The sequence below is a fragment of the Amycolatopsis sp. NPDC004169 genome (assembly GCF_040610315.1).
Lineage (GTDB): Bacteria > Actinomycetota > Actinomycetes > Mycobacteriales > Pseudonocardiaceae > Amycolatopsis.
Map to the genome: position 1 here is coordinate 60,398 of NZ_JBEXMD010000012.1, position 21,622 is coordinate 82,019.

Sequence of the window (21,622 nt, forward strand, 5' to 3'; positions counted from 1 at the left end):
GCGGCGCATGACCCAGCGATGGCTGCCGCCCGCCGAGTACTACGCCACGCTGCCCAAGCAGCTCAGCAGCGGCGGAGTCCTCTTCCGCGACACCGGAGGCCGCGTCCTACTCGTCGAGCCGAACTACGGCTCCGAGACATGGGAGATCCCCGGCGGCGGCCTCGAGGAAGGCGAGTCTCCGTGGAGAGCGGCGCGCCGCGAGATCAAGGAAGAACTCGGATTGGACCTGGTCCCCGGCCAGCTGCTGGTCGTGGACTGGGTCCCGCCGCAACCGGACGGACGCCCCGCTCTGGAGAACCACGTGTTCGACGGCGGTGTACTCGACGAGGACCTGATCGCCTCGCTGCGCGTGGACAACCACGAGCTGAAGCGGTTGAAGTTCGCCACCCGCGACGAGACCGCGAGGATGCTCCGGGATCACCTCGCGCGCCGGGTCGCGGCCTGCCTCGACATCGTCGACACCAGCCAGTCCCTGTACCTCGAGAACGGGTTCGATCCGCTCTCGCTCGGTGCCTCCTGACGAAACGACCTGCATCACCCCGTTCGCGCCAGGCTCGGGCGAGAAGCCGCGCCCTGATCGCCCACCTTGCGGGCATGCAAGTAGGACGTGGCGAACCAGGTCAAGTATTGCGCCTTGCCCCGAGCGTGTGTCGTCGAACTCGGACAGAACGCGCTCCAGCACCGGCACCGGCCTCACGCCGCCCCTCACAGTAGCTACCGCGGGCAGTGCCGTCTTTGTCTCAGCGGTCCCGCCAGGCCAGCGGAGACAGCGTCACGGCCGCTTCGGCGACGCGTCGGGCCGTTTCGGTCGCGAGTCCCTTCCGCGCGGAGTCGATCCACCCGGCGACGCGCTCAACACCAGTCTCCCGGTACTCGACGGCTTGAAGCAGCATTTCGAGCTTGTCCGCGTCCTTCGCGCATCGTGCCTCGGGGCTCTGCCGAGTTTCATACTCGTCCACGGCGGTCCTGATCAGCTCGCGGGAGGCGTCCGGCAGGGCGGCAGTCTGGTCGGCGGTGATCTCGCGGGGTTCGGGCTTGCTCATGTATTTGGCCGCGGTGTGCGGGATATCCCCCGTTCGGGACTCCTGTGTGTCGTGCCAAAGCGCGAGAAATGCGGCCCGCTCCGGATTAGCGCCTTCCTCCGCGGCGAGCAGAGCCGCGATCTGAGCGGTCCGCAAGCTGTGTTCGGCGACCGACTCGGGGTCACGGACGCCGACATGCCACCATCCCGCCCGGCGGATGCGCTTGAGCAAGCCGAGTTCGTACCCGAACGCGGCGAGGGCGGTGGGCTCGTCTGGCATGAGGTGTTCTCCCTATCGGTCGGCGAGACGGAGTGCGTAGTGAAGGCCGGCGACCTGGTCGCGCCCGTCGCGAGTCAGGACATCACCGGAGGTGAGTACGTCGAGTGCCCCAGCGAGTGCGTCGCGGTCGGCGGACCGTTTGAGCAGGGTGGGGCGGCTGGCCACGAGCGTGTACATGGTGTGCAAGTTCAGCGGCAGATGCGGCGAGGACGGGGCGAGACGGCTCACCAAGTGGTGGAAGAGGCGGACGCCGGACCAGGCTTTGGTGTCGTCGGCGACCATGAACGCGTCGTCAGTCTGGTCGTCGCTGAGCTCGCCGATCCAGTGTGCCCAGTAGTTGATGTTGGCCAGTTCGGCGCGGGTGTCGATCGTCTGGGCGACGAAGTCGTGTAGGCGGGTCCCGTCGCCAGTGGAGGCGAGTGCGACCGATGCGGAGCGGGCTCCGAGCAAGCTCGTCATGTCGCCGTCGGCAATCGGTCGCCGTCCGGCGCTTTCCCACTCACGGCGCAGCCAATCGGCGATCTGGGCGCGTTGGTCGAATCCGAGCAGGTACACCGCTTGCCGCCGTAGTAGTGCCTCGTCGGGGTGCACGCCGCGTTCAGCGACGGTCAGCAGGTGGTCAAAGAACCGGGTGCGCTCCTCGGCGCTGAGCGTGGGGCCGGACGCGACCGGTCCGCGGCGGGGCACCTTCGACGTGAATGCGGCCAGCTCGGGGGGTAGATCTCCGGTGAACGGCCACGTGATCAGGTTCGTAAGGGTCTTGCGGTGCACGCTCGCGGCGAGCGGGTGTAGGTCGGGGTCGACCCAGTCGCTACCGGCGGTGATCCCGGTCGAGAGGACTAGATCAGCTTCGATGGCTGCGCGAAGGTGCCGACCGGTGGACGGGGGTGCGCCGAGTCGGGGCAGGCGGGCACACAGCCGGACGAAGTCACCCGCGTTCATCGCGGAGAGGGCACGACGTCCCGACTCCCACCCTTGAACGGTGCTCACGTCCACCACAAGTCGTTCCGCGAACCGCTCTTGTGTCAACCCCGCAGCTTGACGGGCCAGCTTGAGTACGTAACCGGAAACGATGCCGGCAGCGCGGGAACCCTGACCACCGGTCAGGGTTGCCGATCTTCTGCCCATGGACACTCCTGGTCAGATCGATTCCGGTCGAACGGCACCCGTACTCGCGGTCCGTTCTGGTTGCTCTCTACTGATCGTAGCGTCATATCTCGGGGCCGCAGAACTGCCCCTGAACAGGAAAAACGGGACGGGAGTGGTCGCGCATGGCGGCGTTGAGAGGGCTGCGAGACGTCGCCTATGCAATTTACGGTGGTGTTTGTATGTCATCTGCCTTTGCCACACTCAGTGACCCTCTTATCGAACCGGTTGCGGCGAAGTTCACCTCTCAACCTCGCCGCAGTGAGCATGCCACCGATGTGAGGAGCACACGATGACAGTGGACTTCGAATCGCTGGCAACGCTGCTGCCGATCACCTTCACCGCCCTGTTCGCCATCGCTTTCACCATCGGCCTGACCCAACAGTGGGCAACCGGTCGAAAGCAGGCAGCACTGAAGGGCAGGCGGAACGCTGCTGCCCGCGGTGCGCAGCTTGACCGCTCGGGACGTGATCAGCGATGACCACGCTCGCTAGGAGTCCGTTCGCGTTCCTCTGGGACGAGCCGGCCATCGAGCTGTTCACCATCCTGCTGAATCGCCGCTGGAAGCTCCTCCCCAAGTTTGACGCCGCCGGCGTTCTCGAGCGGATCACCACCTCGTTCACGTGGCAGGAGGAGGGCTTCGTCGACGCGCTCCGCATCAAAAGCAAAACCGACGCCGCCGCCCTCCGCGTCGACCACGCCGGCGGGAAAGGCTGGGAATCCGACGGCGACGCCCTCGACATCCTCTACCAGCTCGTCGACCTGCCCGTACCCAGTTCCCCGCTCGCGCCCTGCGTCGTGATCGGCTCGGCTCCGCGGATGTGGACGCCGTGAAGTCCCCGTGGGCTCAGCGACGCGCACGACGGCAGCTCGCCATCGTCCGCGCACGGCAAGCGCTGGCCGACCTGCCCGACATCGACTGGCACAACCCGGCCTCCGAGGAGAAGGCTCGCCAGAAGCTCCACGACGTCGCAGCAGCCATCGGCGACGCGCTGAGAGCCGTCCGCGCAAGCTCGGAAGAGGCGCATGCGTTGAAGTACGCGCAAGCCTGGATGACCGCATGGCTGCACGGCTGGGAAGACCCGCACCTCATCCCGTCGACCCACGCAGCCTCGATGTACCAGCGCCTCGTGGACGCCATGCACACCGCCTCTCTCCAGCTGGAACCAGGCGGGCACCCCGATCCGCCGCCTGACCGTGACGAACCGCCAACCCGACGGCTGGACCACACCGATGACTGACGCCCCACAGCGATTACCCGTGCCCGACAAGCCAGGCGCACCGCCGATCACGCTGCTCGCCCTGGTCACCGCCGCCTACACCGACGCGCTGATGCGACTGGCCTACGCCGAGCGGGACCGGCACGACTGGACCGCCTACCGCAAGCTCGGCCACGACCTGGTCGGGGTCGGAGCACGGGTCATCATGCACGCCTACGCCCGTCGCGAACCGTCCACCGACGACCCGCGCGCCTTCGCGGAGGAAGCGGTCCGTGAGTTGCGGACCACGCTGCGCCTCGCCGAGCAGGTGGCGGCCGACCCGGTGAGCGGGGACACGGTGGCCCGGGAAGTCGAAGCGTTCGCCGAAGGCTGCGCACAGACCGCCGCGCAGCTATACCGCATCTCCGCCGGGCTGTCCCCGGCAGCGATCGCCGAGATCACCCCGCTCGGCCACCGCCACGACACCGTCACCGACGCCGCGGACGGCGCTAGGCATCCAGGCGGTGAACCCCGGTGAGCAACGCAGGCAGCGAGCAAGCCCAGCAGCAGCACGCACGTGCCCGACACTCGGCGCCCCTATCCAGCCGGCCGACCGCGACCGTCCTGCGCTCCCCCTCCACCAACCACCCCCGCATCCACGCCCTCCACACCGCCACGTTCGACACCACCGGCGTCTGCGCCCCCGCCTGCGGATCCGCCGACACCCACCGCGACATCGTCGCCGCCGCACAGTCACGCACCCCGCGGTACCGCGCCACCTCCGCCGACGTGACCTGCGGAAGACCCCAATGCAGCCGCCGGGACGCCGGCACCGACACAGGCACCGACGACCCCGAAGGCCGGGAGACGGCATGCCAGTGACCGACGGCGCGAGACCCGAAACCTACTGGTGGACCACCGTCCGCAAGCGGCCACTGCACGACTACCTCGACTCCCACACCCCGACCACCCGGATACGGCACTGGCCGACCCGCGACCCCGACGCACCCCACACCATCCATCCCCTCCAGCACGCCTTGGACGATCTTGATGAGCACGACCGACACCGGCGAACTAGCCCGCGCCGTGGGCGCAGAACTGCAACAACAGCGAGAGAACCGCAGCTGGTCCCGCCCAGCGATCGCCGCCTGGTCCCAAGGCCGGGTCACACCCCGTGCCCTCGCCACCTGGGAGAAAGCCACCCGCTCCATGTCTCTGCGCCAGCTCAGCGACGCCGCCCTGCTCTACCAGCTGCGCCCCTCCGAACTGCTGGCCCACGCTGAACGACGCATCGCCTTCAACCCTGACCTGACCGTGGACATCGCCGCCCTGGCCGCCACCCACCACGACGCGCTCGGTCCCGCAGCCCGCTGGGCCCAGCACCTACTCAACGTCGGCGAACCACCATTTCGCAGCCTCAACCTCAACGACCTCGCAGTCCTGGCCGACCGCTGCCACCTGCCCATCGCGCGCCTGACCATCCTGCTGACCGCCGAAGCACCGGTACACCCATGACACCAACGGACACCACACCACACGCCTCCACCACGTACACACCTGATCAGGCATCGTGGTGGTGGCGGGCGTGCGGCACCGACCGGGACCGGATCAATCTCGCCTACCTCTACGACGCCTTCCGCGAAGCCAGAAACAGCGACAACTATCCCGTCCCGTGCATCAAATTCGCGCACCACAACGAATACGCCGCCGCACGCCGGCTCACCGCCCGGATCCCGAATGCCGGATTCGTGTTCCGGTCCGAGCGGGCGTTCCTCGACCGAGCAGCCACCTACCTCGTTGCCCGGCAAAACGTCAGTGCCATCGTGGTCGCCGGTGCGGGCCTGCCCCACATCGACGACCAGGACGACCTACACTCCATCATCCGCCGCAGTGAAGTCAGCACCCACAACCGCCGACAGAACAGCGCACGCGCGGCCGTGATCTACGTCGAACGCGACCCGCTGACGCTGGCCCACCTGCGCACGGTCGCCGATGTCGACAACGGCGTTCACGCAGTCCAGGGCGAGCCCTGGGATCCCACCGCGATGTGGAACAAGCTCTACAACACGGCCAGCGAAAACCCGGGCCTTGTCTCTGCCAAACACGACCGGGTGGCGCTCCTGCTCGGCCCGATGTTGTCCTACCACGGCGGAAGCCGCACCGATGTCGCCCAGCTGGTGCAAGCCCACCTCGCTCGGCTCCCCGCCGGTGCCTTCCTAGCCCTGACGCACCTGTTCCTGCCCGACCACCCCGACCTCGCCGCCCAAGCCCTCGAGTTCGAAGACGCCCTGCAGTTTCACGGCCCCGGCACCGGGAGTCTCGCCACCCACGAACAAATCGAAGCGATGATCGCCGGCACCGCGCTGCTGCCACCCGGGATCGGCCCGGCGTTCGCCTGGTATCCCGACGGGCCGCCCACAGACCCGCCCGTGTGCGGCAACTTCGCCGCCGCAGTCCTGGCCCAGAAACCCGGTTCGGACAGCAGCCTGCCGGAACCTCCCTGGCGCCCGGACAGAACCTGACTTCCCGACCGTCCGTACCCCCGACTGCGGACGGTCGGGAATCCGGAACCGGTGCCGTCACGAAACACGCCCCCCGCTCGACGGCACCGGGACCGGACGACCGGTCACCCCGGGGGTGGCCAGTCATCTCGTGCAAACGGGAGTCAAGAAACCGGCTCCCAGGTGCGCGGGAGATCCGTGGCGCCTGGCGGCGCACACCCGCACCTCGTGCGCCGCGAGGTATCCACCGTGCACGCGACGTGGGCGCACATCCGCGACCACGTCGAAACCTCAACCGTGAAAGGAACTTCCTGCTCGTGCGTTTCAGAAAAGCCGCCGCCGTAGCGCTGGCGTTGCTGCCGATGCTGGCCGGTGTTTCCGCCGCGACTGCCGCGGCACCGCCGCCGACGGACATCGCCTCGCCGCAGATCGTCGGCGGCGAACTGGCACCAGTCGCCTACGCCGGCGCCGGGTCACTGCAGCTGCTCGCCCACGGCGACCCGGACTGGCACTCCTGCGGCCTCACCCTCCTCGCTGAGGGCTACACCGAGACCGGCGTCCCCGCCTCGGTGGCCCTGACCCAGGCGCACTGCGTCACCAACCAGCCGCCGCCCTCCGTGCAGGCGCGCATGCCTGCCCAGGTCAAGGCCCGGTTCGAGTCCTTCCGTGCCGCCGCGGGCGAGCCGGACATCGACCGCGGCGACCCGGCGATCTACCACGCCCGGTTCGGCTCGACCAACCGCCTCCACGGCGGCCTCGTCCGCCGCGCGGACAAGATCGATGTCCCGCAAGAGTGGAAGTGGGGCTATCCCGACGCCCAGGGCTGGATCTGGGACAAGGCCCTGATCCGCCTCATCGGCCACCTCGACGGCATCCGCCCCGCCCGCATCGCCCCCGCCCAGCTTCACCAGTCCGCACGGTCGATCGGCTGGGGCACCCGCAACGTCGACCCCGCCACCTGGAGCGGCCCGGCCCCGGCCGACCTGGCCCAGCTCGACATCCCGCTGCTGCCCAGCAAGAACTGCGCCGCAGGCGGAATCGGCGCCGACGAGCTCTGCGGCGGTGTCCCGCCCACCGGCGGCGGCGCCTGCTCCGGTGACTCCGGCTCCGGACTGCTGCAGAAGCACGGACCGACCTGGTACCTGATCGGGACCGTCTCCCGCGGCGCCACCCCCTACTGCGGCGCCTCACCCACCATCTACAACGACATCGCCGCCTACGCGCCGTGGATCGGCCGCCACGTCCGCCAGCTGCTGCCCGGCACACCCCAGGCCACCACACACACGGCACCGGCCGCCGCCCCCATCAGCTGACCCCCGGCCCCCGGGGCGGTGTGGCCGCGGCGCACCCCGACGCCGCGGCCACACGGCCCCATCCCGCCGTCCGGGCCACCGCCGACGCGCGGCTAGCCAAAGCGACTGGCTCGACAGTGCCACCACCCACATCGACCAGCCCGAGCCCCGCCCGCCCGCGCCGGCTCCCCCCGACCATCGCGCGGGCCGCGCCAAGAACGCGGTACCGGTGTTGACCCCACCGACGGGCCGGACCACAGCGTCCTCACCCGCCTAATGCCGGCCATGGCTGTCCCCGCCCCATCAGCCACGCTCTCGAAACGACGCCGTCCATGGACTTCCTGCTGACCTTGCTGATCTGCTCGCCCTACCCGGCGGTGGGGCTCCACGTCGCCCGCAGCGAGCTGCGCGCCGCCCGCACCAGACCGGCGTCCGCGCCACTGGCCTACCGCCAACTGCGAACCCGGACGTGGCTCTACGCCGCGGCGATGGTCCCACTGTGGCCGGTCGTCGAACTCCTTCCCACCCCGCGCTCAGCAGGCCACAGCTCACCCAGCTCACGCCCGACACCCCGCTCCGGCGCTCGCTGCGCGCACCCACCACACCGGAGCCTTACCGCATCGCGCCGCGCGTCGACCTGCGGGGACGTCCGGCGGTGGCGCCGGTGAGCATCACCTACGCACACCTGCCCGCACCGATCCAGCAGGTCTACGAACTGATCGCCGACCACCCCGGGCCCGACACCACCGCACTCCCGATCGCCGCCACCCTCGGCATCAGCGAACCCGACGCCACCGCGGCCATGCAGCGCCTGCACGCCGCTCGCCTGCTCGACCATCACTCCCCCGGCGACCGCTACACGCTCGTGCCCTGGGCCCGCCAGCACGCCGCCCACCGGCGCGCCCACGTACCCGGCCCGGCCCGGTCCGCGCAGAACACCCGCCTCATCGACTGGTACTCCGCCACCGCCAGCGCCGCGGCCACGCACGAGACCGTGCCACACGATCACGGCGACGGGCGCCGCGCGCTGCACTGGTACACCTGGGAACACCGCGTTCTGCGCAACACCCTCACCGCCGCTGTGGACCAGGGGCGCCTCGACATCGCCGTCGAGCTCGCCGAAGCCATCTGGCATCTGGCCCGCAGCACCTACCACCACGACGACGTGGCCCACGTCCAGCACGCCGGCCACACCCTCACGCAGCACACCCGGCAGCCGATCGCCGCGGTGTTCCGCGCCCGCGAAGCCTCGGCCCTGGCCGACCTCCGCCACCTTGACGAGGCCGCTGACGCCGCGGCTGCCGCGATCACCCTCACCCAGGACATCGCCGAGCCGAGCATTCGTGCCGTGGTCCACGCCCACAGCGGCCGTGTGCACCTCGCCGCCGGGCACCCTGAGCAGGCACTGCACGAGCTCACCACCGCCCTGCGCCACTACCGCAGCGTCGTCGACGACCACGGCCACGCCCTCACCCAGCGCCGCATCGGCCAAACCCACCTGGCCCTCGGCCATCCCGCCGACGCCATCCGCTTCCTCGACACCGCCGCCGGCGCGCTCACCCGATCGGGGCACCGGGTCAGCGCGGCGCGAGCATTGACCTACCTGGCCGACGCCCTCACCGCCGACCGACAGCCGAGGGCAGCGTTGGCAGCCGTGGGCCGCGCTCATGCCCTGCTGGGCACCACCGCCGCCCCGCGCTACCGGGCCGGCATCGACCTGGCGGCCGCCCGCGCCCGCCTCGCACTCGCCGACACCAGCGTGGCCCGCCGGATCACCGAAGACCTCATCCAGCGGCTCAGCCACGCCGGCCCCGGCGCTGCCGGGGACCTCGCTGCTGCCAACAAACTGCACGACCAACTCTGACCCACCACATCATCTGGAGTCCATTGTGGAATTTACCTGTCAAGCCGATCGCACATCGCGAAGGCAGTCACTGCCAACGACAATTAACGATCAGCCTCGCCGTCGGAACAGACGTCCGACCGGCGCACCGGGTCACATCATGACCACCGAGGTCACCGTGGTCCCGGAAACGCTGTCGGCTGCGCAGCGCGACATGAACACCCGCAACCCCGGACCAGACGCCGAACTAGGGCAGATGATCGAGTTTCACCGGTACAACGCGGAAATGTTCCGGCTGGCCGGTGAACGCCTGCGAGAGCAGGGCCAGACCGAAGAGGACGACTGGACCGGCTGGTGCTTCACACTCCAGACCAACGCGGTGCAGAAGTACACCCGTCTCCTTCGCTCAGGCACCGCCCGAGCAGAGCAGCACTGATGCGTGTGAACGACACCGACCAGCGGCACGCTCCCGGCAGACGGACACTCCGACGCCCTGAGGGTGTGCCGGCCGACGAGGCGGCCGAGCTGAAACGCCGGTACCTCGCCGGCGCCACGCTCAACGCTCTGCTGGCCGACTTCGACGGCAGCTACCGGACACTGCGTACCGTCCTGCAACGACAGGGCGTCATCTTCCGGGCACCGCAACCGATGACACCGTCCGCGCCGCCGGGAATGGTCGAGACCTACCACAGCGGCAAATCGATCCAGGACACCGGGAAAGCCTTCGGACTTGGCCGGGACATCACGAAACGCATGCTGCTCGAAGCCGGCGTCGAGCTGCGTGGTCGGGGCCGGCCTCCAAGGCAACCGCAGTAACGACGTCCACCTCAGTCCCCCTGACCACCTCTTCACACACCGAAAGAAGCTGCCATGCAACCACCGTCGCATTCCCCCGACCCCACGCCCAGCTCTGACCTTGCCCCAGGCGACATCTCCGCAACGATCGCCTCAGCGGCGGACCGAGTACGCGCAGCCGCCCGAGCCGGCACCGTCCCACCAGCCTCCGCAGCTCGACTCGCTCAACTGCTCGACGCAGCCGCGGCCACGCTCAACACGGAGCCCGCTGTGCCTCCAGAGAGCCCATCCGACGAGGCCAGTCGGATGGGGGAACCGCCCAGCTGAGTGCTTCTACTCAACCTGATCTAGGTAGAGGCCCCTGACCTGCCTTCATCGACCTCCCGGGTGACCCCGCGGCGTTGAAGCCGTCCACAAATATCCCGTAGGGTGATTTCGCGACTACGGGGAGGGAACACAGTGGGATTCCGGACGGTGCCTGACGCGCTCCGAGCCGCCGGACGAGCCATTGCCGACGCGCTCAGCCAGCTGCGCAGCGCCGACTGCGCCCAACCCGTCACCGGACTCACCGACGCCCTCCCCGGCGGCCAAGCAGCGCCGGCCGCAGCCTCGTTCGGGGCGAGCTGGAGCATGACGTTCCGCGGCTGGTGCAGCGACGCCGAACGCCATGACAGCGACCTGGGCCTCGCCGCGGACCGCTACGAAGCCGGCGACCAGGGTGCCGCCACCGCGACCACCGACGCCGGCCGACTGCACGGGCCACGCTGATGGTCGCGCTCTCCGACGTCAAACGGTGGAACGCCGCGCAACTCGACGAGATCTTCCAGACCGTGCAGCAACGACTCCACATCCTCACCCATTCAGGTGACGATTTCGGCAAAATCATGCCCGTTGACGGCTGGTCCGGCCCGGCCGCCGACACCGCCGGCTCGGCCCACCACAGCCTCTTTACCCGGATCGACAAGATGGCTGCCGGCGCCAGCGTCGTCGCCAAAGCGATCGGCCAGGCCGCCGACGCCATCACCGGCGTGCAGCACGCCATCACCAACGCCGAAGCCCTCGCCGCCAAGTACGGCTACCGCATCGCCGAGGACGGCACCCTCATCGACACCTTCCCCGCGGGCCACGCGCCACCGGACATCCATCCCGAGGACCGCGCCCGAATCCGCACCCAGGTCGCCGACGCGGTCACCCAGGCGCTGCGCACCGCCGACGACATCGACGCCGACCTCGCCTCCGTCCTGAAGCGGGCCCAGGAAGGCGACTTCGGCACCGGCGACGAAACCACCGTCACCGCCGCGGCCGCCGACGGCGCCCGCGACCCCGGCCTCACCCTGCCCGAACCGCCACCCAACGCCACACCGTCCCAGGCGGCCGCCTGGTGGAACTCGCTGTCACCCGCCGGCCAGGCGATGCTGCTGCACGACCGGCCCGCCGCCCTCGGCGCCATGGACGGCATCCCCGCCGACATCCGCGACAAAGCCAACCGCGTCGTGTTCACCCAGCAGTACGACGACCTCACACGCCAACGCGACGAACTGCAGCACCGGATGGACAGCCTGAACCAAAGCGACCCCACCCAGCAGAACGAGTACTTCGACCTCGAGCGGCAACGCGACCGCCTCAACAGCACACTGACCGGGATGGACCAGATCAACGACCGCCTCACCAACCCCCTGCCCGGCCAACCCCACGCCTACCTGCTCGGCATCAACCCCCAGAACTCCGGCCAGGCCATCATCGCCATCGGCAACCCCGACACCGCCGTCAACGTCGCCACCTACGTCCCCGGCACCACCGCCGGCATCAACGACGGCATGGCCACCGACATCAACCGCTCCGACGCCATGGTCCAAGCCGCCCAACGCGCCGGATCACCCTCGACCTCGGTCATCACCTGGGCCGGCTACGACGCCCCGCAAACCCTCGTCGACGCCGCCAGCACCAGCTACGCCGACCACGCCGAAACCTCACTCCGCCGCTTCCAGGACGGCCTCGGCGCCACCCACCAGCCCGGCGAGGTCAACACGACGATCATCGGGCACAGCTACGGCACCACCGTCGTCGGACAAACCGCCCGAGACCTCGGACTCCCCGCCGACAACCTCGTCATGGTCGCCAGCCCCGGCGTCGGCGTCCAACACGCAGGCGACCTGCGCCTCGACGGCATCCCACCCGACCAAGTCGGCCAGCACCTCTACTCCACCAAAGCACCCACCGACCCGATCCCCGCCCTGACCAACTTCGACAACCCCGCCGCCGACACGATCGATCCCCTCGGCCCCGACCCGACAACAGCCTGGTTCGGCGGACAAACCTTCCAGTCCGAATCGACCAACCCGCTGACCTCACACGGCGACTACTGGCTCCCCCGCTCCGACTCGCTCAGGTCAATGGGCAACGTCATCGCCGGAGGCCGACCATGAACACCAGGATCCGGACAACCATCACGCGCGCCCTCGCAGCCGCAGCAGCAACGGCGCTGCTGTTCACGGTGTCGGCGTGCGGAGAACAAGGGGACATGGAAAAGACCGCCTCACTTGCCGAGGTCCAAGCCAACGCAGACAAGATGGTCAAGGACGCAGCAGGCGCCGTCTTCCCCGGCGGATTCCACCTCACCGACCAGGGACCCCAGCCCCTGCAGTGCAACGACCCCACGGACAGGCCCACCGGCAAAGTCCTGACAAGCGTCAATTACTGGGTCGACGGGATCGACAAAACAGCCAACACCACGTACTTCGACAAGCTGAAGACCTGGTTTGCGGCCAACGGCTGGCACGTGGAAGCCGACAAACGCCCTCACGATCTCTTCCTCAACGCCTCACGAGACGACTACCTCATGAGCCTGGAAGCATCCTCCGCCGGCCGCCTCAACATCGGCGCCAGCACACCATGCGTCTGGCGAGACGGCACGCCCCCCGCCAACCGCTAGCGCCGAAATCGACCTTGGGGGAAAGCTGGCTTCTGCCGTATCGACCCACCACAACAATTCCGCGGCAGCTCCCAGTCTCCAGTGGACGACTTCGTGGGAGCCTGCCCGCGCTGCGTCGAGGCGCGTCGGCCAACGACGCTTCGGACGCCCGCTTCACCACGGAGACCTGTCAGGTGCCATCGACGCCGACGATCCCCGCCGAAGGCCATTATGGGAGACTGCTGGACGATAACCGGAAGTGCAGGCGACCGTTGATGCGCCCACGATACGGAGGCTGAGCGTGAACGACAACGAGATCGGACCTCCTGCGCCGAGACCATGCGTCTCCTGCCCTTACCGGCGTGACGTCCCCTCGGGAGTCTGGCACGTGAGCGAGTACGCAAAGCTCCCTCGCTACGATACGGAAACAGGAACGCAGCCGGGTGGCCTGTTCCAATGTCACCAGAACGACACTGACGACACCCGCCGACGCATCTGCGCCGGCTGGGCCGGCTGCCACGACGGCGACGAACTTCTCGCCCTGCGGCTCGCGGTCATCTCCGGCCGCATCACCCCGGAAACCGCGCAAGCTACGGTGAATTACCAGTCGCCAGTACCCCTTTTCGACAGCGGCGCGGAAGCCGCCGCACACGGCGTACGCAACATGTCCGATCCCGATGCGGAAGCCTTGCGTACGATTGAGAAGATTCGACGAGTCCGCGCCGACCTCGTCGAAGACGACAAACGAAGCCACGCCTGGACAGCGGAAAACACCGCCGCGCAAACACCACACAGCTGAACCGGCTCCCCTGACAATCCTTATCTGCCTGCCGGTCCCTTCCCCTCCCAACCATCACCATCTCGCGGGCCCGGTGCGCCTGGCGGCCAGCGGCGAGTCACATGCGTGCGTGCATGGCGAACACGCCAACCGCGCCGCCTCCCATCATGCTTAGCTCACAACCGCCGTCGGCAATCCGCCGGGACGCGCGGTCGAGGATGTCGGGCGAGCTCTGGAGCGCAAGTACAACGTCGGCCGCCGCACCGTGGTGAAGGCGATCGCCTCCAACGAGTCTTTCGCCGGCTGGACGAAGACCTTCACCGACCCGCGGCTCTGCGCCGCCATCGTCGACCGGCTCACCCTCGGCGGCAACATCATCGAGACCGGCACCGGATCCTACCGCCTAACCCACACCCGACGACCTCAAAGCAGATCTTGACTCAGCTTAGGGCATATCCGCCCGATCTCGGCGAGCGTTACTGTGACCCCCAGGCATCGAATCGAGGTAGACCAGCGCGTCGGTGCGGGCCAGCTTCATGGCGACGTCGAACTCCACCGACGCTCGTTCGCCTGCCGCAATCGCCACTCGGGCGCGGCCAGCCCGGCCGCCAGCACGGAGTGTTCAGAGAGGAAGTTCGCGTTCAAAGCGGTAGCGCCAGAGCGGGCCGTGGTCGTCTGGGCTCGGTTCGGCGCGGCGGTAAAGGAGGCGCCGGCCGGGCGGCAGCGGCGTTGCGGGATCGAGAGCCCGGGCGCTGGGCTCCTGCTGCATCTCGACGGTTTCGCGCGGGTTGAATGGATCGCTGTCGATGACGATGCGGCGTTGGCCCGCGGGACCGTCGACCAACTCGATCTCGACACTCATGATGCCGATTGTCCCCGCCCCGCGTCCTGCCTTGCACGCGACCCCGGCCACGCACGATTCGCGACGGGCGGGGACTAGACACAAGGATCCAGACCGTGGTCACTTCTCACCGACATTGATCAAGCTCCGCGCTGCCGACTGCGGTCACAACCCAGGAACAACCGCGGTCGGTTCCCACCGTCACAACCAGCAATGCGTAGTTCACCGATCCGCCCGCTGCGCGGGCACCGCATGTCCGGGTCGCGAGGTAGGGGCGGAGAAGTTGCCTGGTTCACAACGCTCCGGCGGAAAATCAGGTAGTTCGATCCACGCTCGTTCGGCCAGTTCGACCGCGGTGATGGGAACGCGTGGCGGGATGTGTAGGCCGTTGAGCAGATAGCGGCGGGCCACAGGCAGCGCGGTGTCGTCAGCAAGCACGCGGACCTTGAGCTGGTCGGCGACGTCGACGAGCGCCCGGATGACGACGCGTTCGGCGTCGACGCCGTCGGGATGGCGGTCTTCGAGTTTGGCCAGCACCGCGCGAGGAATGATCGCGAGGTGCCAGCGTCGCCGGGCCAGGACTGCAAGCGGGGTGTGGGTGTCGCCGTAGCCGTTGATGGCCAGCTGGACTCCGATGTCGCTGAGCTGGTGCAGGTGCTCGTCGATCCCCTGAACGGTGGCCAGGGCCGCAGCCGGAATGCCGAGAATCAGCAGCGACGGTGGCACCGGTCCCGCCTGTAAGACCGCAGCCAGCCGGTCCTGCAGGTAGCGCTCCCGCAGCAGCAGCTCTGGAATGTCAAGCAGCACGTGCGGGGTGCTGCGGCGCCGGGCGGCCCGCCACAGCAGCAGGTCGCGGCACAGCGCAGGCAGCGTGTGGTCGAAGACTTCCCGGATGAGCCCGGTGGCATCGGCGATGTCACCGAGTTCGGTGAAGGGATGCTCGGTGCCGTCGGTGTCGATCCACATCGGGATCGCGCGACCGCCGGCGACGCCAGGCTCGCTGACGCTGTGGATGTCGCGGTAGAGGAGCACAAACCGCCCTGCTGCGACGGCCGCGCGGGCCCGCAGCAGCAACCCGGCCCGCTCAGTGAGGTCATCAGGACTCACGTCCACGGCCTTCGTGGGCGCTGTCCAGGTCAGGGGCTCGAGCACAGGCAGCCTAGCCCGGGCGCCCCTCAAGGCCACAGCGGCAGAAAGGTCCGCGTCGGCTGTGAGCGGCACGAGCGCCAGGTGAGCACGGACCGGCGCGTAGCGCCCGCCGACCAGCACCGGCGTGACCAGAGCCTCAGCTAGCTGGGATAGCCGACGCTGAAAGTTCCGATCGATGTGCCGGCCGGGCACCAGGGCAAGCAGATCTGAGCCGTCACCGCTGAGCTGGACCTGGCGCGGATCCCCCAGCGTTGCGGTCACCCGCTTGGCGACCGCCCCGTGCAGCTGCTCGACCTCGGTATCGGTCAGGGGGCCGCCGGCGGTGCAATCCGGAAGCCGGACCACGACGATCAGCGCGCCGCCGGGCTCGGCGCGCGCCGCGTCAGCCAGCGCGAGGAATTCTTCGTCGACGTGGCGTGACTCGCTCGCACCGCCGCAGACGTTGGCGACGCCGGCGGGGTGCAAGGACAGCGGAAGCGCGGCGGGGTCAAAGTGGGAGAGCTGCCCGCCGGCAAGCTCCCGCTGGGCGAGCAGGTGCACGATGTCTCCCTCAGCTAGCGATCTGGTCACCGTCGCTTTCCCGAATGACCCATTCGGCATCGCGGGGGGCTCTCCACCGGGAAGGGCGCGCAGACGGTTTCTCAGCTGCCGCAGTTCTTCCTGGCGTTGGTGCTGGGATGGGTTCATCAGGATGCTCCTCCCCGGCCCGGGTCGAGGCCCGGACCAGTACGTGGCTGCGGGCGGCCGCAACTGCGCCAATCCTCCAGTTTCTTGCGCCCGTCGCTGCGGTAGCGGCGGACCGAGTCCGGCCGAGCCCCGATCTGCTCGGTCACTTCGATCGTGGTGTAGCCCAAAACTTGCAACAGGATCGCCGCGAACTCCCTCGGCGGGAGATTCTCCGCCGCATACTGCAGCGTCTCGCGCAGCTCGAAATGCTGTTCAGCGTCCACTGGAGTCGTCCACAGCGGGACGGTGTCCTCAAGGACCTCGTCGGCGAACTCCCGGGTGCGGCGCCGGAGATCGCGAGCAAGGTTGTTCGCGATCGACAACGCCCACGCCAGTCGCGGCCCCTCTGGTTGCCGCCAAGTCGCCCAGACCCGCACCAGCGCCTCGTCAGCGACCAGCACATGGTCGTGGCCGGGGATCATCCGCCTGACGTGCCAGAGGAGATAGCCGCGGTTGTCGCGGAAGAAATCCCGGTACTCGGCCAGTTCCTCCGGCGTTCGCGCGCAGTCCTGCGGGAGCGGATGGTCATCGGCGTTCACGTCGCCGTCGGCGGCCCACTCGGGGCCGCCGGGCGGCTGCTGACTCGCACGTCGAGCCCGCGACCGCGCACGCGCCACTCGACATCGCCACCGGCGGCGAGCACACGCATGGCGAGCAGAACGATGTGGCGCTGCGCGGCCAGCCGGTACAGCCCGCGGACCACGTCCGCGAGCGTCCACCACAGCCAGCGGCCGGTCAGCGACGTGACCGATGCAGCAAACGCGGTCACCAGGTACGTCACCAGGTGACCCTCCTTCCCAACGGGACCGGGACGCGCGCCGTTTCGCGCGCCCTCCACCTCCACCACGCCGCCCAGGCCATGATCGTGAAGGGGGTTCACCCGAAGGTGTCACGTCAGCAGATCGTCGCCCACTCGAAGCTGGCAACGGCCAGGGCATCTGCTGCACTCCTGACAGACACGACCGACGAAACCACCACTCCACGCCGCCGCTGACGACAACGTCTCCGACACTGACGACGATGGCGATAACGGCACCCCCGGGAACCTCGCGGCGCGTGCCGCGCTCCACGAGTCCGCCGGTCTCACGAAAGCGACAACCGCGAAGTCGGAGTCCCCACGATGTCAGCCACGCTCTCGCGGACCCGCGAATCGCCCTCGTGAGCCCGCGAGTCCAGCGGGGCATCCAGCTCTGCCAGCAACCCCTCGATCCGCAGCGCCTGCCCGATCCATTCCCGGCCGCGGAACAGCTGCGCCGCTCGCAACCACAACGCGCGAGCGTCCTCCACGTTGCCCCGGTCTCGCAGGATCGTCGCCAGTGTGTCCAGCGCCCGCCCACGGCTCGTCGCGTGCCTCGATCGGTCCGCAAGCTCCATAGCCTGGTGAGCGTGACGTAGGGCAGCGCGGTCCTGGCCTTCCGCGTGACGAAGTCGCGCCAACACGGTGTTCAGCTTCGCCGCCGACGGCAGGTAGTGCTTTCTCGCAACTAGCGCGGACGCCTTGCGGCATTGCTCGTCTGCTTCCGTGTGCCGTTCCATCCTGGTCAGCAGATCCCCCAGCGCGATACGGGTCCGGATGCACCCCGGTCCGTCGTCGTTGCGTTCGCGCAGCGCCAGCGCTTCCTGATACAGCTCGAGCGCCTCACCATGGTGCTCGCGCTGTCCCAGCAGCGCGTCCGCGAGGCGGTGCAGCGCCGCCGCGTACCGTTCCGGGTCACCCAGCTCGCGCGCGGCCACCAGCGCCTCCCGTGACATCTCCACCGCTTCTGTGATCCGGCCAGCGTGCAGGTGCCGCCGAGCCATGTTGAGCATCGCTGTCACCCGGCCGATCCCGATACCGTGAGCGTCGGCCAGGCGCAACGCCGCCTCCAGATAGGGCTCAGCTCGCGATTCCTGCCCCATCAGCAGCAGGGTGTGGCCGAGGTCGTTCAGGCTCGACGCCTCCGCGTACACGTCGCCGACCGCCGCGGCCGAGGATGCCGCGACCGTGAACCCCCTGATGATGTCATTGAAATAGCCGTACTGGTCGAACACGTCCGCCGTGAGCGACGGCAGCGTCAATGCGATGTCGTGGAACCCCGCACGCTCGGCGAGCTCGACCGACGAGGTGAGGGCCCTGCGCTCCCGCAGGAACCACTGCCGTGCCCCCGCCGGCGTGGCGAACCGGACGGCGACGACGCCGTCGCTGATCTGTGACATCTCCGGGCGACGACGACGTGGGCGGACGAGCTGGTGCGCCTCGAACGCGGTCAGCAGGTAGAACTCCAGCAGCCGGCGCCGCGCCAGCTCGAAGTCGGGCAGCGTCCTGGCCAGTGACGCCGCGTACAGCTGCAGCAGCGTGTGCACCCGGTAACGGTCCAGGTCGGAAACTCGCTCGATCAGATGCGCGGCGACCAGCACGTCCAGCGACCGGCGCACGTTGGACACCGGACGCCCGTCCGCCGCCGCGATCGCCTCCGGCGTCACCTCCACGCCGGGATGGAGCCCGATCATCGAGAAGGTCCGCTGTTCGGCAGCGCCCAGCCCCTGAACCGACACAGTGAAGGCCGACCGCAGGGTCGAGTCGAGCCCGTCGCCGTGGCTGCCCAGGTCCAGCAGCGTGTCAGCGGCGCGTAGCGTTTCCGCGAGAGTCGTCAACCGTATCCCGGTCCGCGTTACTGCTCGGACGGCCACCAAAGTCAGCGCAAGCGCGTTGCCTCGGCATAGCCGGATCAGTCTGCTCGTGCCGGCCGGATCCTGCCGGGCCGGCGCCCCGATCCGCTGTTCCAGCAGCTCCCGCGCTGCCGCTTCGGATAGCGGGCCCACCGTCACCACGGGGCTTGTCCCAGCAGCCAGCGCCGGCAACCGGTGGCGGGTAACCACGACGACCGTGCATCCCGCGAGGACGCCCAGCAGGGGCTTAACCTGCTCTGTGCGGGCCACGTTGTCCAAGATCACCAGCATCCGTCGTTGCACCAGCAGCTGGCTCAGACGAGCGACCCGGACGGCTGGCGAGACGATCTGATGGACCTGGACATCCAATAGTTCTAAGAGCAGCTCGACGACGTCCGCGGCAGTGCGCCCAGCAGCCTGGCCGTCACCGCGCAGGTCGAGCATGACCACGCCGTCCGGATAGCGCCCCGCGGCACGGTGGGCACACCGCAGCGCGACCGTCGTCTTGCCCACGCCCGGTCCGCCGGTGAGCACCACCATCTCGGCACGCGGCAGGCCAGCCGAATCCGTAGTGAACGCGTCGAGCTCATCAAGCACACCGTCGCGCCCGACAACTTCACCGACGTCAGGCGGCACGTGCCACACCGCCGGCGTCGCCTGCGGGTCCGCATGTGGTGGCTTCATCGCCCGTGGAACTGGCTTCATTGAGCTCGGTTTCATCTGCGGCTCGGTGGTCCGCGACGCCGGCGCGGGGACGTCCGACGACACGGCTGAATCACCGGTCGACCTGTCCGAGGGATCCTCGACAGCCGCGGGGAGGTCGTGGTCGGCCGTCTGCGGGCCGCGAACGGCCAGTTCGAACGGTTCGGCCAGCTCATCGCGCCGTCGCAACCACTGCCGGACGTCGCCGGGCTCGGTCACCCCGCAGGTCTGCAGCAACTTCGCGAGCGCCTCACGCGGCGGGATCACCCGCCCGTAGAGGTAGTCGCCGATGGTCGACTTCGGCACTCCGCTGCGCTCGGCCAGCACTCGCACGGAGACGCCCGCCTGCTGTCGCAGGCGCCGCAGATCGTCGGCGAGAATCGCAAGCGCCCGTCGGTGCGGTGCCGTAGGCGCCCCCAGACTGTGTTCGCTGCGGCTCACCACAACCGCGGCCTCCAGCGAAGTAGTCCGCTGCCGCAAGCCGCGAGCCTCAAGGGTGCCGAGGGTGGTCGTCTCTAACTGCGCCTGGAACTCCAGCAACCTCCGCCGTGCAGCCTCTACCTGGGCGAGGTCCGTCGTCCCAGAGCCGCCGTCGGCGGGGAGCGCGCCCAGCTCCCGCATCGCAGCGTCCCGCGCGGGGGTGGGCGCGAGCATCTGCAGGTGTGCGAGGTATTCGAGGATGGCACTGCGCTCGGCCACGAAGGATTCGTTCTCAGAGGGTTCGTTCTCGGAGCTGGTGCTCATGACGTCCTCCGGTTGGCCTGCCGGCGCTGGAGTTCGATGCGGTAACGATAGAGCCGCTGCTTCACGGCTTCCGCGCTGAGGCCGACCTCACTACCGACTTCGGCATAGCTCTTGCCCTGCAGCACCACCGCCGCGACCACATACACAGTCGCGGCAGGCTGCTCCCGCAGCAGATGCAGGTGGTTCAGCACCAAGGCTCGGCCGCACGCGACGTCGGCCGGGTCTTCGTCGAACCCGCGATCCAGGGATTGTCTGCGGTCCTTGAGCTGCTCACCAGCCGAATCCGGCAGCCCGTAGCGCTGAACGGGCTGCCAGCGCTTGTACTCACGGACCCAACTGCGAAAAACGTTTGGGAAGGCCAGCAGGCAGGCACCGATGAAGTAGGTTCCCAGCGCTGCGCCCTTCTCCGGAGACCACTGCCCGCCCAGCAGCGCACGTTCCCGGAACATCTTCAACGCTATCGCCACCGTCTCCAGCGCCAATTCCACTCGGTCGTCCTGTCCGGCACGGCCGGCCAGGTACTCGCGGACCTCGTCCGGCGCGAGAGCCTTCATCCCTCGGCCGTGGGCGGCACACAGATCGTAGATCAGCCGCCGGGTGATCCAGGAACGGATCACCGGGATCCCGTAGCTGACCAGCATCCTCTGGAACAAGTCGAACCGCGGGCCTGTGAAGCCGTCGGCGCGCAGCTGCTCGACGAGATCCCGGTCGGCTTCGAGGCGCTGCAGATTCTCCGCCGCATGCTGCTCCTCCTCATGGTGTGACCCGGGCAAAGCGGCGCTGTCGATGATCGCCTGCTCGATCGGCGCCAGAGATAGCTCGAGCTCGTCGTCATCACCACCGGCGGGCCGCGGGTGCTGCTCTGCCGGTTGTAGGTGCGCAGCCGAAGGTGACGGCTGCGCTGCGGCCTGCTCGCTCACATCCGTCTCCTCCGCCCGAGCCGCATTGTCGGAAGCCCCACTTCCCGGGGCTCATCCACGTGGTCACCTTCCTCTGTCCCGGCGCTGCGCTCCGGCGTCACTTACGTACACGCCCTCGTATGTCG

The 21,622-nt window shown here is 68.8% G+C and carries 24 protein-coding genes; 16 read left to right on the plus strand and 8 right to left on the minus strand.

Annotated elements, in window-relative coordinates; genetic code table 11:
• Positions 1-7: 7 nt before the first annotated feature.
• On the plus strand, positions 8-520 hold the full coding sequence (locus tag ABZX11_RS18380) for an NUDIX hydrolase (protein WP_354914254.1): 513 nt from the start codon (positions 8-10) through the stop codon (positions 518-520).
• Positions 521-740: 220 nt separating this feature from the next.
• On the opposite strand, the gene ABZX11_RS18385 is transcribed toward ABZX11_RS18380, so the two are convergent.
• Both ABZX11_RS18385 and ABZX11_RS18390 read right to left on the minus strand, forming a co-directional pair.
• Positions 741-1,301 carry an HD domain-containing protein gene (locus tag ABZX11_RS18385; protein ID WP_354914256.1) on the minus strand — a complete coding sequence of 187 codons (561 nt, stop codon included), beginning with the start codon at positions 1,299-1,301 and terminating at the stop codon, positions 741-743.
• A 12-nt stretch (positions 1,302-1,313) separates the two neighbouring features.
• Positions 1,314-2,429 carry a helix-turn-helix transcriptional regulator gene (locus tag ABZX11_RS18390; RefSeq protein WP_354914258.1) on the minus strand — a complete coding sequence of 372 codons (1,116 nt, stop codon included), beginning with the start codon at positions 2,427-2,429 and terminating at the stop codon, positions 1,314-1,316.
• A 310-nt stretch (positions 2,430-2,739) separates the two neighbouring features.
• Between ABZX11_RS18390 and ABZX11_RS18395 the strand changes: the two genes are divergently transcribed.
• The 15 genes from ABZX11_RS18395 to ABZX11_RS18465 all read left to right on the plus strand — a co-directional run bounded on the left by ABZX11_RS18395 (position 2,740) and on the right by ABZX11_RS18465 (position 14,205).
• Positions 2,740-2,928 carry a hypothetical protein gene (locus ABZX11_RS18395; RefSeq protein WP_354914260.1) on the plus strand — a complete coding sequence of 63 codons (189 nt, stop codon included), beginning with the start codon at positions 2,740-2,742 and terminating at the stop codon, positions 2,926-2,928.
• The gene (locus ABZX11_RS18400) at positions 2,925-3,281 is read left to right on the plus strand and encodes a hypothetical protein (RefSeq protein WP_354914262.1); all 357 of its coding nucleotides are present in this window, start codon (positions 2,925-2,927) and stop codon (positions 3,279-3,281) included. Before ABZX11_RS18395 ends, ABZX11_RS18400 begins: the two co-directional genes overlap by 4 nt.
• Positions 3,278-3,688, plus strand: a complete 411-nt coding sequence (locus ABZX11_RS18405) for a hypothetical protein (RefSeq protein WP_354914263.1) — start codon at positions 3,278-3,280, stop codon at positions 3,686-3,688. The genes ABZX11_RS18400 and ABZX11_RS18405 overlap by 4 nt, the downstream gene beginning before the upstream one ends.
• 19 nt (positions 3,689-3,707) lie before the next feature.
• The gene (locus tag ABZX11_RS18410; RefSeq protein ID WP_354914265.1) at positions 3,708-4,184 is read left to right on the plus strand and encodes a hypothetical protein; all 477 of its coding nucleotides are present in this window, start codon (positions 3,708-3,710) and stop codon (positions 4,182-4,184) included.
• Between the two features lie 512 nt (positions 4,185-4,696).
• Positions 4,697-5,161 carry a hypothetical protein gene (locus tag ABZX11_RS18415; RefSeq protein ID WP_354914267.1) on the plus strand — a complete coding sequence of 155 codons (465 nt, stop codon included), beginning with the start codon at positions 4,697-4,699 and terminating at the stop codon, positions 5,159-5,161.
• A complete protein-coding gene (locus tag ABZX11_RS18420; RefSeq protein WP_354914269.1) occupies positions 5,158-6,168 on the plus strand; it encodes an SAM-dependent methyltransferase in 1,011 nt (336 codons plus the stop codon). The genes ABZX11_RS18415 and ABZX11_RS18420 overlap by 4 nt, the downstream gene beginning before the upstream one ends.
• A gap of 296 nt (positions 6,169-6,464) precedes the next feature.
• Complete coding sequence (locus ABZX11_RS18425) at positions 6,465-7,460, plus strand: trypsin-like serine protease (RefSeq protein WP_354914271.1); 996 nt, start codon at positions 6,465-6,467, stop codon at positions 7,458-7,460.
• Positions 7,461-8,103: 643 nt separating this feature from the next.
• A complete protein-coding gene (locus ABZX11_RS18430; protein ID WP_354914273.1) occupies positions 8,104-9,303 on the plus strand; it encodes a hypothetical protein in 1,200 nt (399 codons plus the stop codon).
• A 139-nt stretch (positions 9,304-9,442) separates the two neighbouring features.
• Positions 9,443-9,718, plus strand: coding sequence for a hypothetical protein (locus ABZX11_RS18435; protein WP_354914275.1), 276 nt, complete (start codon positions 9,443-9,445; stop codon positions 9,716-9,718).
• Positions 9,719-9,783: 65 nt separating this feature from the next.
• Positions 9,784-10,098 carry a hypothetical protein gene (locus ABZX11_RS18440; RefSeq protein ID WP_354914277.1) on the plus strand — a complete coding sequence of 105 codons (315 nt, stop codon included), beginning with the start codon at positions 9,784-9,786 and terminating at the stop codon, positions 10,096-10,098.
• Positions 10,099-10,551: 453 nt separating this feature from the next.
• Complete coding sequence (locus tag ABZX11_RS18445; protein WP_354914279.1) at positions 10,552-10,845, plus strand: hypothetical protein; 294 nt, start codon at positions 10,552-10,554, stop codon at positions 10,843-10,845.
• The gene (locus tag ABZX11_RS18450) at positions 10,845-12,503 is read left to right on the plus strand and encodes an alpha/beta hydrolase (RefSeq protein WP_354914281.1); all 1,659 of its coding nucleotides are present in this window, start codon (positions 10,845-10,847) and stop codon (positions 12,501-12,503) included. Before ABZX11_RS18445 ends, ABZX11_RS18450 begins: the two co-directional genes overlap by 1 nt.
• Positions 12,500-13,009, plus strand: a complete 510-nt coding sequence (locus ABZX11_RS18455; protein WP_354914283.1) for a hypothetical protein — start codon at positions 12,500-12,502, stop codon at positions 13,007-13,009. The genes ABZX11_RS18450 and ABZX11_RS18455 overlap by 4 nt, the downstream gene beginning before the upstream one ends.
• A gap of 280 nt (positions 13,010-13,289) precedes the next feature.
• The gene (locus ABZX11_RS18460; RefSeq protein ID WP_354914285.1) at positions 13,290-13,787 is read left to right on the plus strand and encodes a DUF6283 family protein; all 498 of its coding nucleotides are present in this window, start codon (positions 13,290-13,292) and stop codon (positions 13,785-13,787) included.
• Between the two features lie 211 nt (positions 13,788-13,998).
• Positions 13,999-14,205: an ATP-binding protein gene (locus ABZX11_RS18465; RefSeq protein WP_354914589.1), complete on the plus strand. Its 207-nt coding sequence runs from the start codon at positions 13,999-14,001 to the stop codon at positions 14,203-14,205.
• Positions 14,206-14,388: 183 nt separating this feature from the next.
• Here ABZX11_RS18465 and ABZX11_RS18470 read toward each other — a convergent pair whose 3' ends face one another.
• The 6 genes from ABZX11_RS18470 to ABZX11_RS18495 form a co-directional block, all read right to left on the minus strand.
• Positions 14,389-14,628 carry a hypothetical protein gene (locus ABZX11_RS18470; RefSeq protein WP_354914287.1) on the minus strand — a complete coding sequence of 80 codons (240 nt, stop codon included), beginning with the start codon at positions 14,626-14,628 and terminating at the stop codon, positions 14,389-14,391.
• A gap of 201 nt (positions 14,629-14,829) precedes the next feature.
• Positions 14,830-16,296: an EAL domain-containing protein gene (locus ABZX11_RS18475; protein ID WP_354914289.1), complete on the minus strand. Its 1,467-nt coding sequence runs from the start codon at positions 16,294-16,296 to the stop codon at positions 14,830-14,832.
• Between the two features lie 146 nt (positions 16,297-16,442).
• On the minus strand, positions 16,443-17,021 hold the full coding sequence (locus tag ABZX11_RS18480; RefSeq protein WP_354914291.1) for a sigma-70 family RNA polymerase sigma factor: 579 nt from the start codon (positions 17,019-17,021) through the stop codon (positions 16,443-16,445).
• A complete protein-coding gene (locus ABZX11_RS18485; RefSeq protein WP_354914293.1) occupies positions 17,018-17,263 on the minus strand; it encodes a hypothetical protein in 246 nt (81 codons plus the stop codon). The genes ABZX11_RS18480 and ABZX11_RS18485 overlap by 4 nt, the downstream gene beginning before the upstream one ends.
• 302 nt (positions 17,264-17,565) lie before the next feature.
• Entirely contained in the window at positions 17,566-20,577 is a 3,012-nt protein-coding gene (locus ABZX11_RS18490; protein WP_354914295.1) for a tetratricopeptide repeat protein, read from the minus strand.
• Positions 20,574-21,497: a hypothetical protein gene (locus tag ABZX11_RS18495; protein ID WP_354914297.1), complete on the minus strand. Its 924-nt coding sequence runs from the start codon at positions 21,495-21,497 to the stop codon at positions 20,574-20,576. Before ABZX11_RS18495 ends, ABZX11_RS18490 begins: the two co-directional genes overlap by 4 nt.
• Between the last annotated feature and the right edge of the window lie 125 nt (positions 21,498-21,622).